We start from the raw sequence: 17,431 nt of genomic DNA on the forward strand, positions 1-17,431 counted from the left end.
TTGGAGGAGTAAAAATGATAGAGGTAAAAAAGGTTAGTAAAACTTACACTAAGGTGAAAAGTTTAAAAGTAAAAAAAATTAAGGCTTTAGATAATGTGAGTTTTAATATAGAAAAGGGGAAAATAACTGCATTACTTGGTATAAATGGAGTAGGTAAATCAACAACTTTGAAAGCTATAAGTGGACTTATTCAAATTGATAAGGGCGAAATTTTAATAGATGGAGAAAAGCTAAGCAATTCTACATATGACAAACTAGCATTTGTACCGGATATAAATACTCATTTTAGCGGAATAACAATAAAAGATAGCTTTGAGTTTATGGAAACTTTTTATAAAAACTGGAATGCAGATAAAGCAAATGACATGATAAACATGTTTAAGTTAGATATAAATTCTGTAATAGATGATTTATCTAAAGGGAGTGTAGCAAGAGTAAGAATAATACTAGGATTTTGCCAAGATGCAGATTATATACTTTTAGATGAACCATTTTCAGGAATAGATATTTTTAAAAGAGAAGAATTTTTAAGAGCAATAACAAAGTATATGAAAGAAGATCAAGCCATAGTTATAACAACTCATGAAATTGATGAAATAGAAGGATTAGTAGATGATGTAATACTACTTGAAGACGGAAAAGTAGTATCAATATTTAATGCCGAGGATATAAGAGAAAATGAAGGTAAATCCATAATAGATAAGATGAGGGAGGTTTATAAATATGAATAAGCTTCTTGCACTTACTAATATGGAGCTAAAAAGAAATAGTAAATTTTATTTAGTATACTTAAGTATTTTATCAGCTATAATGCTTGGATTAAATATAATTCAGATTAATAGATTTCAAGATAGATTTAGTATAGTTGAAAAAATTAAGGATAATTTTGATGGAATATTTTATGGAATCTCAATTATATATAATAACTCCTATCTACCTAATATTATGGGACTTAGCATAATAGGAATATTTATATATTCAATTTATACTTGGGTAAGAGAATATACTCAAAATAGTGTTTATACTTTGAAGATGATTCCGTGTAATAAGTTTAATCTCTACTTATCTAAAATGGTATCGAGTATAGTTATGATTTATGGAGTATTAATAACTCAAATTATAATACTTTTTATATCTAAAAATATATTTAATATAATGTTTAGGAATATAGGGATAATACCCACATCATTGTTTGAAGACTTATCATATTTATCTACTTATTATAATGTGCCTACAAATATGATAGATTTTATCATGATTTATGGCATAGGTTTAGTTTTAAAGCTATCCGTATTATTTACAGCAATAGTATTTATAATAAGCTTTAAAAATAAGAATAAAAGTTTTTTTATAATAACTATTGGATTATACGTAATTATTCTAAGTAAAATTATGATTTATAGAAATATAGGAGATTTTTATAGTAACTTAGGAGCTAAGTATATAGGAAATATAGGGGTAGATATTATATCAGGTACATTTTTTATAATATTACTTAGCTATATGTCCTATAAACTAATAAATAAAAAGTTTTATATTTAAGGGGGAAAAATGAATCTAAAATCAAAGCTACCAATAGTAGTTATAGTATTTACGTTTTTATTATTTTTAGTTTTATCGCTTAGAAATAATAATGATAAATTAACTATAAAAACTTTGAAAGGTAATATAAATGAAATAAATAATCTAGCAATAAGTTATGAAAATAATGAAGGCAGTAAATATATAATAAATCAATATACACTAGAAAAAGGAAATACAAGAAAACAAACTATACCAACAAAATACTATGGAGAAAAAAATAATAGTAAAGTATTTAATCTTATAGATGTTCTAAGCGGAAATGATAACATATCTAATATTGGATATGAGTACATAAGAACAAAAGAGAATTATACTACAGATATAAAGTTTATATATGATGAAATAATTAAAATAGATGAAAATACAATACTTCAAACTCAAGGAAAAGATAATGTTATATTTGACCAAAATATAAATAAAAAAAACATAAAAAGAAATACAATCGATTTAGATTTTAAAGATATATACATTTTTTCTGATATAAAAGTATTAGCTTCTAATAGATATAAGGAGGATCTATATATAATGAGTAATTACTGCAAGGAGTACTCATACAACAATATAATTGAAATTTCTAGACTGAATGTAAAAGAAAATAAGTTAGAGCTGGTTAAGAAAATAGAACTTATAGATGAGATAGATAAGAAGTATCCATTCTTAGAAATAAGTGTGGTAGATTCTACAAAGTATAAAAATAAGTTTTACTCAGTTGTAAATGTAAAAAATGGTGATGATTCGGTTATACAACAAGGTAAATTATATTTATTAGATTACGACTTAGATAAAAATACTTATAGTATTAATTCAATAAGTGAAAAAGAATATTTAAAAGTTATAGATAGTAGCTTTGATGAGGGGAAACTTAATTTAATTACATCTGATATAAATGAAAATATAGTAATAAGTGATATAAGTTATGATTTAATAAACAATAAGAAAACTTTTGAAAATGATATTTTAATAGAAAAAAATATAAATAAAGACCGAGGAAGAAGTATCCATGGAAGCTTAGTGGACAATGAAAAAATATATATTTATGTAAGTAATTTTTATTTTTCTGGATGGCAAGATAAAAACAAGCTATATGTTATAGATAGAAATAATCAAAACATATCATATGAAGGGAAAATAATACAAAATCCTAATAATTGGGCTACAGAATTTAAAGAAGTAGATAATCAAAATGAATAAACAAAATAATAAAATAATTTATGAAACTCAGATTTTGAATGGAGATGAAACTATACAATATCAAGTATTTTTAATTAAAAATTATTAAAGGAGGGATATACTATGGGGAAAATATTAAGTCTTTTCGATTTTGAATTTAAAAGAAATATAAGAAATTACCTTATCATAATTTTAACTTTTTGTGTTTTGTTAGTTGGAAAATTAGTAATGAATTTAAATAGTTATAATTATATAATGGATAAAATAATTAGAAAGATTAAAGTTTCAGAATTATACGTAAATAGTGTTGGTATTTTAAGTTTTGATAACTTAATAACCAATTCAGAGGTAATATTATTTTTAATAGGTCTTCTAGTTTGCATGTTATATTCAATAATAATATGGAACAAAGATTTTATAGGTAAAAATAAAAGCATCTATACTTTATATACGTTACCTCAAAATAAAATAAATATTTATATAAGTAAATTTATAAATATAATATGTCTGATTTATATGTATGTAATAAGCTTTGTTTTAACTTTATTTGCAGCATATAAGATAATGACTCCTATGATGAAAGGCAATGTAGAAAATTTTGGATTTGTACGATCTATAGTAGATAAGTTTTTTATTGTTTTACCATATAATTTTAATAGTTTTATATATAATTATGTAGTAATTGTAGTTAGTATAGTATCGATTTTGTTTATGGTTATATTATTTTTCAAATATATAAATATATCAAAAGTAAAACATTTAATTTTAAGTATATTAATGATTATTTATTTACTATTTATTTTTTATAAAGTTTATAACATATATATATATTCTCTACAATTAAATATATATATATGTTTGATAACTACTATTTTAAATATAGTTATAAGTTATAAGTTATTATATAAAACAGATTTATAGGAGGGTTATTATGAAAAGAGGTTTAATAAGAATCATAGGAATCTGTTTAAGTATGATTATTATGGTAGGGGTACTAAACTATTCATATGAAGATAAAATTATTTTAAAAGACATTAGTGGAGATAGAGATGCTATAGGGGATATAAGTTTTGTATATAATCCAGCGAGAAGTATAAACTATAATCAACTTCAATATCCAATTTATTATAATTTTTTCAATCCTAATCATGATGAAAATAGTATGTATGCTTATTTTATGCCGGAAAATAATAGAATTATTCCGAAATTAATAAATACATTAGGAACAGTTTCAGATGATAAAGAAATAGTAATAGATAAAGATAGAATGAAAACAGCAAAGTTAGATAATGACAATACAGATGCTATTTACTTAAATTACAATAAAAAATATAAAGAACTTTTATGTAATCCATATATAGATACAAGAAATTTATTTGAAGATAAAAATTATATAGGGGATGCATATATAAGTAATGATTTTGGAGATTCTAAAAATAAATATATAAAAATAGAAAAAATAAATAAGAAAAATAATAAATTAGAAAATATAAAAATACCTTTAAATAAAGATTTTAATATAAATAATGAAAATGGATCTGAAGATGTATACGCCAATTTTATATATAAAAATAATTTATACATGATACTAAGAAATTTCACTAATTCAGAAGAAGATAATAAAAGAGAAAATATATATATATTAAAAGTAGACATAAATTCAAAGAAGTATGAAGTAGTAAGAGAGTTAAGTATAAAAGAAGATGATTGGCTTAGTGGAATAAACTTTATAAATAAAGATAAAATATATATAGAAATTGATAGACAGAATGATGGAGATTCTTACAGTAATTTTATAATATATGATATAACTAAAAATGAATTAATGGAAAGTAAAGAATTTATGAGTTCTAAAAGTGAAAGTGGATATGATCTTTTCAAAGAGAGAATACATTATTATATAGAGAACGATAATTTAAATATAATAGTAAAGAATAAGGAAAATTATATTTCAAAACTTGTTTATTCATTGCCAAATCTAAATCTAATAAATGAAGAAAAATATAATTTTCAAATAAATTACAGTCAGGATTTTAATGATGAAGAGGGTGTAAAAAGGATTTATTATTTAGATGGAAAGATAATAACTATGTACCAAGATAAATTTAGAACATTAAGAAAAGATAAAAGTGGAAAACAATATGAAATTGTAGGCAATAAACCGGTGGATATAAAAATATTTGATACTAATATTAATAAAGTAGTTTATGAGGGCAAAATAATATCTTCAAATAGAAATATAGAAGACAAATTATCTATAGTTAGAAATTATTAAAAAAGACTTATATTATATAAGTCTTTTTATTATATATGATATGGAATTATTTAATATAAATGTTTCAAAAGTCTTTATAGAAATAAGAGGATAATATAAAATTTAATAAAATAACATATTTATATGAAATTATTATGAAAAAAAAATAAACTATATTGACACTAGAGCCACTTTAATGGTTATAATTATAATAACAAAGACGATGTAACATACAAGGAGGAAAAATGAAAGTAAACTGGAATAACAAGTATACTACAGTATCAGTATATTCGTTTATAGTAATCTGTTGTAGTATATTATTTTATAGTATATTATCTCAAATGAGTTCTTTTACAAGTAAGCTAAGCGAGATAATAGGTATACTGCAACCATTTATAATAGGTTTTGTAATGGCATACCTTTTAAACTTTATATTGGCATTTATTGAAGAAAAAATGGACAAGGTTGATAAATTAAAAAGCCTTAAGCACAAGTCAAAAAGAGGAATTAGTATAATTCTTACATATATAGCTGCATTTTTACTAATATATGTATTTATACAGTTTGTTCTTCCGCAATTAGTTGATAGCGTGTCAGGGCTTGTTAATGATATACCAACATATGTAACAAATTTAAGTACTGTATTAAATGATATTACAAAAAATATGAATGTAGACTCTGAATACATAGGAATGGCAGTTGAGAAATGGAATGAATTTGTAAATTATGTTATTAAAATAGCAACGAATTTAATTCCAATTTTAGGAAATACCTTAATGGTGGTAGCATCAAGTATATGGAATATAGTAATAGGACTGGTAGTATCTATTTATCTACTTATAGATAAAGAAAAATTCTGTGCACTAAGTAAAAAAATAACTTATGCAGTGTTTAATAAGCAACACGCAGAAGTTGCAGTTGAGTTAGCGCACAGAACTAATGACACTTTTGGTAAATTTTTAAGTGGAAAGATATTAGATTCAGTTATAATAGGTGTTTTAACATTTGTATTACTTACAATATTTAAAATGCCATATACCTTATTAATATCTGTGATTATAGGTATAACTAATATTATTCCATTCTTTGGGCCGTTCTTTGGTGCTATACCATCGGCTATAATAATACTATTTGTAGATCCAACAAAGGTAATATGGTTCTTAGTATTAATATTTATAATACAACAATTAGATGGAAATATTATAGGACCTAAGATATTAGGAGATTCTATAGGGATATCAGCATTTTGGATATTATTCTCACTACTTGTTGCAGGTAAGTTTTTAGGACTTGTTGGAATGATAATAGGAGTTCCATTATTTGCTATAATTTACTCGGTAATAAAAGATATTGTTGAAGGTAAATTAGCTAAAAAAGGATTGCCAAGAGATACGAAAGACTATAGTAGTAAGTAACAATTATGTAGATTTAAAATAACTTATAAAATGTAAAATATCAGATTTTAATGGTATTTTGTCTTTATATAGTTAATGATAAAAATAGAGGTGTATTTTATACCTCTATTTTTTATTCTTAAAATTATCTAAACAATAATAAAATTATTGCAAACGTATGCACAAGTGTATATAATTAAAATTGGAAACGATACCGAAAATGACTCCCAAAAATAATTTATAGTAAAGAGGGAATCTATTATGATTAAATCTAAAAAATCAGTAGCTATATTATTAGCTAGTGTATCTGTTTATTATCTAATAAAGATTTAATTAAAGAAGCACCAAAACCTATGGAACAAGTAGTTAAAACTGACAAATATAAGGGATCTTATACTTATAAAGATTGAAGATAGAAAGAGGAGTGAATATGAATATAAAAGATATTGCAAAATTAGCTGGTGTTGGAGTTAGTACAGTATCAAGAGTGCTGAATAAGCACCCAGATGTTAAAGACTCAACTAGAGAAAAAGTATTACAAGTAGTTAGAGATAGCAATTATATACCTAATAGTAGTGCTAGAGTTTTAAAACAAAATAATACTAAAAATATAGGTGTATTAGTTAAAGGCATGTTTAATCCATTCTTCTCGGAAATGATAAATATTATAGCTTGTAAAATAAATGATGTAGGATACACTATGATTCTTAAGCAAAATTACTCTGAAGAATATAGAGATATAGATATACTAAAAAGCTTTGTAAAAGACAAACGGTTACAAGGTGTAATTTGCCTAGGAGGAGAATTTCTAGATCTAAATAAAGATTATATAGAAGATATTGAAGTCCCAATAGTACTAACATCAGTAAATAATTATAATAAAGAATACACTGAAGGATATTCGTATATTTCAATAGATAATAAAAAAGCTGCATATGAAGCAACAGAATTTTTAATAAAAAATGGCCATAAAAATATTTGCCTAATGGTAGGGGATAACTATAGTGAACACGGTTTAAATAAAGAACGTTTACTAGGGTTTAAGAAAGCCTTAGAGCATTATAGTATACCTTATAATGATAGTAATTTATTAGAAGGTCACTATAGAAGTGATATATCCTATGAAGCCACTAAAAAATTACTTAAATATAACCCCAAAGTTAGTGCTATATTTGCCGTATCAGATACTATGGCAATAGGGTGTGCTAAAGCTATTGTTGACAGTAATAAAACAGTTGGAAAAGATGTATCTGTAATAGGTTTTGATGGTATGGAAATAAGTCAGTTTTATAATCCTCCAATAACGACTATAAAGCAACCTAAAGAAATTATGGCAAGTATTAGTCTAGAACTACTAAAAGATTTAATAGAAAAAAAACAAAGTCATAAGCATATTATACTAGATACAGAATTAATTAAAAGAGAGTCTTGTAATATATTAGATAAAGATTAATAAACAATAATAAAGGGGGAAATAACATGTTAGAGAAAAAATGGTGGCATAACTCAGTAGTTTATCAGATATATCCAAGAAGTTTTTGTGATAGTAATAATGATGGTATAGGTGATTTAAAAGGTATAATATCAAAACTGGATTATTTAAAAGAATTAGGTATAGATGTTATATGGTTATCTCCAGTTTATAAATCTCCAAATGATGATAATGGTTATGATATAAGCAATTATAAGGATATAATGGATGAATTTGGAACTATGAAAGATTTGGAGAATCTTTTACAAGAAGCTAAAGTTAGAAATATTAAAATAGTAATGGATTTAGTATTAAACCATACAAGTGATGAACATAGTTGGTTTATAGAAGCTATAGATAATCCTAAGAGTAAATATAGAGACTATTATATATTTAGAGAACCAGTTGATGGTAAAGAACCAAATGATTTAGAATCAATCTTTAGTGGAAGTGCATGGAAACTTGATGAAAAAAGTGGTCAATATTACCTTCATTTATTCTCTAAAAAGCAACCAGATTTAAATTGGGAAAATGAAGATATGAGAAATGAACTTTATGACATGATAAACTTCTGGCTAGATAAAGGTGTTGGCGGATTTAGATTAGATGTTATAGATTTAGTAGGAAAGCAGCCAGATAAAAAGATAACGGGAAATGGTCCTAAACTTCATGAATATATTCATGAAATGAATAATAAAACATTTGGAAAAAAAGATGTATTAACTGTAGGAGAGACATGGGGAGCAACTCCAGAAATTGCAAAATTATATAGTAATCCACCTAGAGAAGAGCTAAGTATGGTATTTCAATTTGAACATATAGGATTAGATGAAATACCGGGTAAAAGCAAGTGGGATTTAGCACCTCTTGATTTTATAAAACTAAAAGAAGTATTTAATAAATGGCAAACAGAGCTTAAAAATGAAGGATGGAATAGCTTATTTTGGAACAATCATGATTTACCACGTATAGTATCAAGATGGGGAAATGATAGTGAAGAATATAGAGAATTAAGTGCCAAAATGTTAGCAACAATACTTCATATGCAAATGGGGACACCATACATATATCAAGGTGAAGAATTAGGAATGACTAACGTTAAATTTGATAGCATAGATGATTATAGAGATATAGAACTTTTAAATATGTATCAAGAACGTTTATCTAGAGGATACAAAGAAGAAGATATAATGAAGTCTATATATGCTAAAGGAAGAGACAATGCAAGAACTCCTATGCACTGGGATGACAGTGAAAATGGAGGGTTTAGTAAAGCTAAACCGTGGATAAAAGTAAATCCAAATTATAAGTATATAAATGCAAAGAAAAATATAGAAGATAAAAATTCTGTATTTAACCACTATAAAAGATTAATACAAATAAGAAAAGAAGAAGAAACTGTTGTATATGGGAATTTTGAACTTTTATATAAAGATCATAAATCAATTTTTGCTTATATAAGAGAATTAAATAATGAAAAAATATTAGTAGTAGCGAACTTCGATGGTGATAATGAAGAATTTATACTAGATAAAAATATAGATTATAAAAATTGTGAAATTTTATTAAGCAACTACAAAGATTCTAATAATAATATAGAAAAAATTAATCTAAGAGCTTATGAAGCTATAATATATAAACTTTCGTAAAAATTATAAAGTTTGGGGGGACACAGGATGAAGAAGATATGGTGGAAAGAAGCAGTAGCATACCAAATATATCCTAGAAGTTTTATGGATAGTAACAATGATGGAATAGGGGATTTACAAGGAATAATACAAAAACTTGATTATGTAAAAGATTTAGGTATAGATGTAATATGGATTTGTCCAATGTATAAATCACCAAATGACGATAACGGATATGATATAAGTGATTATCATGAAATAATGGATGAATTCGGAACTATGAATGATTTTGACGAGTTACTAGATGAAGTTCATAAAAGAGATATGAAACTTATAATAGATTTAGTTATCAACCATACATCTGATGAACATGAGTGGTTTATAGAGTCAAAATTATCGAAAGATAATCCAAAAAGAGATTGGTATATCTGGAAGGATGGAAAAGAAAATAAAGAACCAAATAATTGGGAAAGTATATTTAAAGGATCTGCTTGGGGAAAAAACGAAGAAAGTGGGCAGTATTACTTACATTTATTTAGTAAAAAGCAACCAGATTTAAACTGGGAAAACAAAGAAGTAAGGTATGAATTATATAAAATGATAAACTGGTGGCTAGATAAAGGAATAGATGGATTTAGAATAGACGCTATAAGTCATATTAAAAAAGAAGAAGGGTTTAATGACATGTCAAATCCTAATAATTTAAAATATGTGCCTTCTTTTGAAAAGCATATGAATGTATTTGGAATTCAAAATTATTTACAAGAATTAAAAGATGAAACATTTTCTAAATACGATATAATGACAGTAGGAGAAGCTAACGGAGTAACTATAAATGATTGTTGCGAGTGGGTAGGAGAAAAAGATGGTAAGTTTAATATGGTATTTTCATTTGAACATTTATCACTTTGGAATCATGACAACAAAAAATCCTTTAACATAAGAAAATATAAAAAGGCAATGAGCAAATGGCAAGAAGCTCTATATAATAAAGGATGGAATGCTCTATTTATAGAAAATCATGACCAACCAAGAATAGTGTCAAATTGGGGAAATGATAGTACTTATTTAGCGGAAAGTGCTAAATCTTTAGGTATGTCATACTTTATGCAACAAGGAACACCATTTATATATCAAGGTCAAGAAATAGGAATGACAAATGTTGCCTTTGATAGTATAGACGATTATGATGATGTTGGAACTAAAAATGAGTATTATCACGATTTAGAAAATGGAATAAGCGAAAAAGATGCACTTAAAAAAGTTTGGATGTCTTCAAGAGAAAACTCAAGAACTCCAATGCAATGGAATAACTCAAAAAATGCAGGATTTAGTGATGCTGATAAAACATGGCTTGGTGTAAATCAAAACTATAAAGATATAAATGTAGAAAAACAAGAAAATGATGAAAACTCAGTTCTTAATTTCTACAAGAAAATGATAAAAATAAGAAAAGAAAATAAAGCTTTAATATATGGGAAAAATAACTTACTTATGATGCATGACGAAAGTATATATGCATATGAAAGAGTATTAGATGATGATAAGTTTGTTATAATATGTAACTTAACTGACAATGAAGCTTTATATTATCACGATGAAATAACCTTAAAATATAACGATTTAGTATTGTCAAATTATGAAGTTGAAATCCATAGTGATGTAAATGAGATAAAATTAAAGCCTTGGGAATGTAGAATGTATAAAGCAAAGTATCCTAAAAGAGAAAAAGAAAGACTATTAGATGGAGAACTTTATTTAGCATTTTATAAGGAATTATTTGATGAAAGACAATTTGCTAAAGAAGCTTTATATGACTTTAATCATATGAGACCAAGTAAAGTTGATGAAAGAATGGATATAATAAAATATTTATTTGGATCAACAGGCAAAAATATATTTATGGAACAGCCATTTATGTGTGATTATGGATATAATATGCACATAGGAGAAAATTTTTATTCAAATCATAACCTAATGGTTCTTGATTGCAATACTGTAAAAATAGGTGATAATGTTATGATAGGTCCAAATGTAAAGATATTTGCAGCGGGTCATCCAGTAGATGCAGAAGTTAGAACTAGTGGACTTGAATTTGCACAGGCTATGAGCATAGGAAATAACGTATGGATAGGTGGAGGTTCTATAATTAATCCAGGGGTTAATATAGGAGATAATGTTGTAGTAGCATCAGGAAGTGTAGTAACAAAGGATATTCCTGAAAATGTAATAGTTGGAGGTAATCCAGCTAAGATTATAAGAGAAATAACTGAAGAAGATAAGAAAAGATACTATAAAAATAAATTAATAAATAGAAGAGTATAAATTATTATAAATTGCAAAATTTTTTATTAAATTATACTTAAATTTAAAATACTAACAATTATTTAAAATTTTAAGTTGACAATTATAAATAAAACAATTACTATGTAACTATAAAAACTTAATAAATCTTCAGGGCAGGGTGAGATTCCCTACCGGCGGTAAAGCCCGCGAGCCTTAAAAGGCATGATTCGGTGAAATTCCGAAGCCGACAGTAAAGTCTGGATGAAAGAAGATGATATAAAAGATATAAGACTGTAATATTATACAGTATAATTATATTGATTTGACTGATATGCTCTGAAATATTTATATATTTCAGAGCTTTTTATTTATATGTAAAAGATAATTAAAATCTATAATAATCTTTATCAATATTTAAATAATAGATGTAACCATTTACCGGTCAAATAAACAAAATATATTGTATAAGTTTATGATATATTATCTAGCCCTAAGTTATTAACTTAGGGTTTTTATTTTGTAAATAAAAATTATATTTAATATTAACTATAAGTTTAGGAGGAGAAAATGGATAAATTTTATATGAATTTAGCCCTTGAATTAGCTAAAAAGGGCAAAGGAAGAGTTAATCCAAATCCTATGGTAGGAGCAGTTATAGTAAAAAATAATAAAATAATAGGGCAGGGATACCACGAAGAATATGGGAAAAGTCATGCAGAAATAAATGCTATAAATAGTACTAAAGAAAGTGTAGACGATTCAACTATGTATGTAACATTAGAGCCTTGTTCTCATTATGGAAAAACACCTCCTTGTGTAGAAAAAATAATAGAAAGTAAAATATCTAAAGTAGTTATAGCATCTCTAGATCCAAATCCATTAGTATCTGGAAAAGGAGTAATAAAACTTATTGATGCAGGTATAGAAGTAGTTTCAGGTATTTTAGATGAAGAAAATAAGAAGCTAAATGAAGTATTTATGAAGTATATAGTTAAAAAAATTCCTTTTGTAATAATGAAATCAGCAATGTCTTTAGATGGAAAAATATCAACAAGAACTGGAGAGTCAAAATGGATAAGCTCTGATGAGTCAAGAGAAAATGTACATAAGTTAAGAAATGAAGTAATGGGAATTTTAGTAGGTGTAAACACAATAATTCAAGATAATCCACAACTAACATGCAGATTAGAAAATGGAAAAACTCCAATAAAAATAGTAGTAGATAGTAATCTTAGAATTCCAATGGATTCAAAAGTTATAAAAGATGCTCATAACTATAGAACAATAATTATAACGACTTTATTGGCAAAAGAAAGTATAGTAAAAGAACTAGAAAATAAAGGGGTAGAAATTATAATAGCAGAGTCAAAAGATAATAGTGTTGATTTAAACGACATGGTGAAACAATTAGGGCAGTTAAATATAGATAGCATACTTCTAGAAGGAGGAGCTACGCTTAACTTTTCAGCTATAAAAGAGGGTATAGTAGATAAACTACAGGTTTATATAGCTCCAAAATTAATAGGAGGAAAATCATCTAAAACTCCTATAGGAGGCAATGGAATAGAAAAATTAAAAGATGCTTACCAAATTAGAGATATTAGCGTAAAAATGTTAAGTGAAGATATTTTAATAGAAGGATATTTATAAGAAAGTGGGGATGAAAATGTTTACAGGTATAGTTGAGGAGATTGGAACCATTGTAGGTATAAAAAAAAGAGAAAAATCAAGCAGACTTACTATTAAAGCTAAAAAAGTTTTGGAAAATACCAAGTTAGGAGATAGTATATGCACTAATGGAGTATGCCTTACAGTAGCAAATGCAAGTTTTAATTATTTTGAAGCAGACGTTATGAGTGAAACTTTAACTAAAAGTAATTTAGAGATACTAAAAATAGGAAGTAAAGTAAATTTAGAAAGAGCTCTAAGACTTGAGGATAGACTAGGTGGTCATATAGTAAGTGGACATATTGATGGAATAGGCCAAATAGTAGCAATAGATAGAGATGACAATGCTGTATGGCTATCTATAAAAGTGCCAGATAATATATTAAAATACATAGTTTATAAAGGATCAATATCAATAGATGGAATAAGTTTAACTGTAGCTTATGTAGACAATAACTTATTTAAAGTATCTATAATTCCACACACTGGAGAAAATACCATATTGCTTACTAAGAATATGGGGGAAACAGTAAATCTTGAGTGTGATGTAATTGGAAAGTATGTAGAAAAACTTTTAGGACTAGTTCCTAAAAATAAAAAATTAAAAGAAGATTTAATATCAATAGATTTTCTTAAAGAAAATGGATTTTACATATAAAAAAGTTTAAGGAGGTTTAAAATGTTTAAATTTAATAATATTGAAGAGGCCATTGAAGATATTAAAAATGGGAAAATAGTAATAGTAGTAGATGATCCTGATAGAGAAAATGAAGGAGATTTACTAATGGCAGCAGAAAAAGTAACTCCAGAATCTATAAATTTTATGGCAAAGTATGGTAGAGGACTTATATGTATGCCAATGGAAGAAGATAGATTAAAAGAACTGGATATATATCCTATGGTACAAAATAATACTGATAATCATGAAACTGCATTTACAGCAAGTATTGATTACATAGAAACTACAACAGGAATTTCAGCATATGAAAGAGCATTGACAATACAAAAAATTTTAGATAATAAATCAACATCAAAAAATTTTAGAAAACCAGGTCATATGTTTCCATTAATAGCTAAAAAAGGTGGAGTACTTGAAAGAAATGGACATACTGAAGCAGCTGTAGATTTATCAATACTTGCAGGACTAAAGCCAGGAGGGGTTATTTGTGAAATTATTAAAGATGATGGAACTATGGCTAGAACACCAGACTTAATGGAATTTGCGAAACATCATAATTTAAAGATAATAACAATAAAAGACCTAGTAGAGTACAGAAAACAAGCTGAAATAATTATTGAAAGAGCAGTAGAAACAAAAATGCCCACAAAATATGGTGACTTTAAGATATATGGATTTATAAATAAAATTAATAAAGAGCATCATGTAGCTTTAGTTAAAGGTAACATAGAAGATGGTAATCCAGTACTAGCGAGAGTACATTCTGAGTGTCTAACTGGTGATGTGCTAGGATCTAAAAGATGTGATTGTGGGCAACAGTATGATGAAGCAATGAAAAAAATAGCTGAAGAAGGAAGAGGCATATTATTATATATGAGGCAAGAAGGAAGGGGGATAGGCTTAATAAATAAATTGAAAGCTTATGCACTTCAAGATCAAGGCCTTGATACAGTAGAAGCTAATATAAAGTTAGGATTTAAAGCGGATATGAGAGAATATTCAAGTGCAGCACAAATTTTCAAAAACTTAGGAGTACAAAAAATTAAATTATTAACTAATAACCCAAGAAAAATTGAAGAATTATCATCTTTTAATATTGAAATAGTAGATAGATTACCTATACAGATCAATCATAACGAAGTAAATGAATTTTATCTAAATACTAAAAAAGATAAATTAGGACATATGTTAAATTATTAAATTTAAAATATACATAAAAGGAGAAAAAGGATGAAAATAATAGAAGGAAATTTAGTAGCAAAAGGAATAAGGATAGGTATAGTAGTAGGTAGATTTAATGAATTTATAGTTTCAAAATTACTAGATGGAGCATTAGATGGATTGAAAAGACATGGACTTGAGGAAGAAAATATAGAAATAGCTTGGGTACCAGGTGCATTTGAAATACCTCTGGTAGCAAAAAAGATGGCCAAAAGTAATAAATACGATGCAGTAATTTGCTTAGGGGCAGTTATTAAAGGGTCAACACCACACTTTGATTACGTTTGTGCAGAGTCATCTAAAGGGATTGCTTCCGTATCATTAAATACAGAAATACCAGTTATATTTGGAGTATTAACTACAGACTCAATAGAACAAGCAATTGAAAGAGCTGGAACTAAAGCTGGCAATAAAGGATATGATGCTGCGGTTAGTGCTATAGAAATGGCTAATCTTTTAAAAAACTTTAGCTAAGTAAATAAAAAATAGTAGTTATTGATAACTACTATTTTTTATTTACTTATTAATTTAATCTAGATAATTTTATTAATTATACTATATCATTTTTATAAATTAATATTCAGGGTAAAGTTTGTAGTAAGTTAAAAGTAACTCAACCATTTTGCCGTAGTTTTGAACTCCTTCTTCAATACCGTTAGATTTTAAATATGCATTGTTAAAATCATTTGAAACTTTTTCTACTTTACCTTCATACTTTTTCCAAAAGTTATTATTATTAATTAAATCTTTTTTAACATCACTAGATATGGTTTTATTAAGCTCTATAAGTGTATTAGAATCTACTTTACTAAGTGTTGATGCAGTATGATTTAGAGCAAGTATATATCCAGAATAATTAAAATCTATATCTGGGTGATTTATAGATGCTAAGTAGCCTATAAAATTAGCTTCATCTTCACTAGCATAACCCCTTTGATGGGCCATTTCATGAAGCGTGGTAGAAGGTATATACATATCAGGTACTGCTATATTAACGTTGGCATCTCCTGTAAATGGAAAATATATACCTGTTATACCTGTATAGCACATTAAGTTTGATGATATAACATATTTAGGATTAGAATAGCTACTATCGGCATTAGGAATTATATTGGATAATTTAATATATCCTAATTGAGCTCTAGACATTAGGCTCTTGTAATCAGAATTATTTTTCATAATGCCATTACTATCCTCTAAAACAAGTTTTCTAGTTTCATTAGTTTTTTCTATTAAAAATTTATATAAATTTATCAAGTCTTCATTATTATAATTTATTTGATATATATTTTTACATTTATCTAAGTTATATTTATTTATAAGAGTTGTAGAAAGAGGAAGTCTATTATAATTTAATCCCCATAAAACAATAAATAAAAAATAAGCTATAGATAAAATAGACAATAAGTTTAATAGAGAATTAACTAAAAAGCTTTTCAGTTTAACAGAGTTTTTAAATAATATATAAAGTAATTGTACTATAAAAATTAATAAAATAAAAATTATTAAATAAATGGTAATTTCATATGTAGAAAAAGGAAAAATTCCTGAAATTTTACTTAAAGTTTGTATCATAAACTTATTGATTGAAAGAGAATAATAAGTCTCTATTAATTCAGGATATTTTGAGGCTATATAGTTAAGTAATAAAGCTAATGGTAGCAACAGTAATGAAAAAAGTTTATATTTTTTGCTCATAATTCACCTCTTTAAATAGAATATAAATATTTGATAATGATATATACTATAAGTATAAAGCAATATATATTTTGATGAAATAGATTACCTATGATATAATGTAATAAATTTCAAATAATATACAATATGAAAGGATATATTATGAGTGATATAACTATAAAACTTAGTAGAGATAATTTTGATTTTAGATTTAAACAATATGAAGGAACATTTTTTCATGCTACTATAAATGAAGATAATGAAGTTATAAAGTATAAAATAACTAAAGATAAAGAAGGATTAGAGCTTAGAGAATTTGGGAATACTCATATGAAGGATAATGATATGTTATATATTCCACAAATAGAAGCTTACTTAGATTTAAAAACTGTAAAATAA

At 25.8% G+C, this 17,431-nt stretch carries 15 protein-coding genes and 1 riboswitch; of the genes, 14 read left to right on the top strand and 1 reads right to left on the bottom strand.

Annotated features, from left to right (window positions below; all coding sequences use genetic code 11):
- Positions 1-14: 14 nt before the first annotated feature.
- The 13 genes from JNUCC81_RS08205 (at position 15) to ribH (ending at position 15,829) form a co-directional block, all read left to right on the top strand.
- Positions 15-731, top strand: a complete 717-nt coding sequence (locus JNUCC81_RS08205) for an ATP-binding cassette domain-containing protein (protein ID WP_454096139.1) — start codon at positions 15-17, stop codon at positions 729-731.
- Complete coding sequence (locus JNUCC81_RS08210) at positions 724-1,542, top strand: ABC transporter permease (RefSeq protein WP_454096140.1); 819 nt, start codon at positions 724-726, stop codon at positions 1,540-1,542. Before JNUCC81_RS08205 ends, JNUCC81_RS08210 begins: the two co-directional genes overlap by 8 nt.
- Positions 1,543-1,551: 9 nt before the next feature.
- A complete protein-coding gene (locus JNUCC81_RS08215) occupies positions 1,552-2,775 on the top strand; it encodes a hypothetical protein (RefSeq protein ID WP_454096141.1) in 1,224 nt (407 codons plus the stop codon).
- 102 nt (positions 2,776-2,877) lie between these two features.
- Positions 2,878-3,675: a hypothetical protein gene (locus tag JNUCC81_RS08220; RefSeq protein WP_454096142.1), complete on the top strand. Its 798-nt coding sequence runs from the start codon at positions 2,878-2,880 to the stop codon at positions 3,673-3,675.
- Between the two features lie 10 nt (positions 3,676-3,685).
- Entirely contained in the window at positions 3,686-5,029 is a 1,344-nt protein-coding gene (locus JNUCC81_RS08225) for a hypothetical protein (protein ID WP_454096143.1), read from the top strand.
- Between the two features lie 224 nt (positions 5,030-5,253).
- Entirely contained in the window at positions 5,254-6,423 is a 1,170-nt protein-coding gene (locus JNUCC81_RS08230; RefSeq protein WP_454096144.1) for an AI-2E family transporter, read from the top strand.
- A 409-nt stretch (positions 6,424-6,832) separates the two neighbouring features.
- A complete protein-coding gene (locus tag JNUCC81_RS08235; protein WP_454096145.1) occupies positions 6,833-7,855 on the top strand; it encodes a LacI family DNA-binding transcriptional regulator in 1,023 nt (340 codons plus the stop codon).
- Positions 7,856-7,881: 26 nt separating this feature from the next.
- Positions 7,882-9,522 (top strand): glycoside hydrolase family 13 protein, encoded by a 1,641-nt coding sequence (locus JNUCC81_RS08240; protein WP_454096146.1) that lies wholly within the window; start codon positions 7,882-7,884, stop codon positions 9,520-9,522.
- A gap of 27 nt (positions 9,523-9,549) precedes the next feature.
- The gene (locus JNUCC81_RS08245) at positions 9,550-11,826 is read left to right on the top strand and encodes an alpha,alpha-phosphotrehalase (RefSeq protein WP_454096147.1); all 2,277 of its coding nucleotides are present in this window, start codon (positions 9,550-9,552) and stop codon (positions 11,824-11,826) included.
- Between the two features lie 121 nt (positions 11,827-11,947).
- Positions 11,948-12,064: riboswitch (FMN riboswitch) on the top strand.
- Positions 12,065-12,354: 290 nt separating this feature from the next.
- A complete protein-coding gene (gene ribD / locus JNUCC81_RS08250) occupies positions 12,355-13,437 on the top strand; it encodes a bifunctional diaminohydroxyphosphoribosylaminopyrimidine deaminase/5-amino-6-(5-phosphoribosylamino)uracil reductase RibD (protein ID WP_454096148.1) in 1,083 nt (360 codons plus the stop codon).
- 16 nt (positions 13,438-13,453) lie between these two features.
- Entirely contained in the window at positions 13,454-14,113 is a 660-nt protein-coding gene (locus tag JNUCC81_RS08255) for a riboflavin synthase (RefSeq protein ID WP_454096149.1), read from the top strand.
- A gap of 21 nt (positions 14,114-14,134) precedes the next feature.
- Positions 14,135-15,334: a bifunctional 3,4-dihydroxy-2-butanone-4-phosphate synthase/GTP cyclohydrolase II gene (locus JNUCC81_RS08260; RefSeq protein WP_454096150.1), complete on the top strand. Its 1,200-nt coding sequence runs from the start codon at positions 14,135-14,137 to the stop codon at positions 15,332-15,334.
- Between the two features lie 30 nt (positions 15,335-15,364).
- Positions 15,365-15,829 (top strand): 6,7-dimethyl-8-ribityllumazine synthase, encoded by a 465-nt coding sequence (gene ribH / locus JNUCC81_RS08265; protein WP_454096151.1) that lies wholly within the window; start codon positions 15,365-15,367, stop codon positions 15,827-15,829.
- Between the two features lie 99 nt (positions 15,830-15,928).
- On the opposite strand, the gene JNUCC81_RS08270 is transcribed toward ribH, so the two are convergent.
- Positions 15,929-17,053, bottom strand: a complete 1,125-nt coding sequence (locus JNUCC81_RS08270; protein WP_454096152.1) for a DUF3810 domain-containing protein — start codon at positions 17,051-17,053, stop codon at positions 15,929-15,931.
- Positions 17,054-17,194: 141 nt separating this feature from the next.
- On the opposite strand from JNUCC81_RS08270, the gene JNUCC81_RS08275 reads away from it, so the two are divergent.
- Positions 17,195-17,431 (top strand): hypothetical protein, encoded by a 237-nt coding sequence (locus JNUCC81_RS08275; RefSeq protein WP_454096153.1) that lies wholly within the window; start codon positions 17,195-17,197, stop codon positions 17,429-17,431.

The sequence above is a fragment of the Faecalimicrobium sp. JNUCC 81 genome (genome assembly GCF_053667625.1).

Bases quoted from the DNA above. Each gene is read 5' to 3' on its own strand.
- JNUCC81_RS08205 (WP_454096139.1), top strand. From the start codon at position 15: ATGATAGAGGTAAAAAAGGTTAGTAAAACTTACACTAAGGTGAAAAGT.
- JNUCC81_RS08210 (WP_454096140.1), top strand. From the start codon at position 724: ATGAATAAGCTTCTTGCACTTACTAATATGGAGCTAAAAAGAAATAGT.
- JNUCC81_RS08215 (WP_454096141.1), top strand. From the start codon at position 1,552: ATGAATCTAAAATCAAAGCTACCAATAGTAGTTATAGTATTTACGTTT.
- JNUCC81_RS08220 (WP_454096142.1), top strand. From the start codon at position 2,878: ATGGGGAAAATATTAAGTCTTTTCGATTTTGAATTTAAAAGAAATATA.
- JNUCC81_RS08225 (WP_454096143.1), top strand. From the start codon at position 3,686: ATGAAAAGAGGTTTAATAAGAATCATAGGAATCTGTTTAAGTATGATT.
- JNUCC81_RS08230 (WP_454096144.1), top strand. From the start codon at position 5,254: ATGAAAGTAAACTGGAATAACAAGTATACTACAGTATCAGTATATTCG.
- JNUCC81_RS08235 (WP_454096145.1), top strand. From the start codon at position 6,833: ATGAATATAAAAGATATTGCAAAATTAGCTGGTGTTGGAGTTAGTACA.
- JNUCC81_RS08240 (WP_454096146.1), top strand. From the start codon at position 7,882: ATGTTAGAGAAAAAATGGTGGCATAACTCAGTAGTTTATCAGATATAT.
- JNUCC81_RS08245 (WP_454096147.1), top strand. From the start codon at position 9,550: ATGAAGAAGATATGGTGGAAAGAAGCAGTAGCATACCAAATATATCCT.
- ribD (WP_454096148.1), top strand. From the start codon at position 12,355: ATGGATAAATTTTATATGAATTTAGCCCTTGAATTAGCTAAAAAGGGC.
- JNUCC81_RS08255 (WP_454096149.1), top strand. From the start codon at position 13,454: ATGTTTACAGGTATAGTTGAGGAGATTGGAACCATTGTAGGTATAAAA.
- JNUCC81_RS08260 (WP_454096150.1), top strand. From the start codon at position 14,135: ATGTTTAAATTTAATAATATTGAAGAGGCCATTGAAGATATTAAAAAT.
- ribH (WP_454096151.1), top strand. From the start codon at position 15,365: ATGAAAATAATAGAAGGAAATTTAGTAGCAAAAGGAATAAGGATAGGT.
- JNUCC81_RS08270 (WP_454096152.1), bottom strand. From the start codon at position 17,053: ATGAGCAAAAAATATAAACTTTTTTCATTACTGTTGCTACCATTAGCT.
- JNUCC81_RS08275 (WP_454096153.1), top strand. From the start codon at position 17,195: ATGAGTGATATAACTATAAAACTTAGTAGAGATAATTTTGATTTTAGA.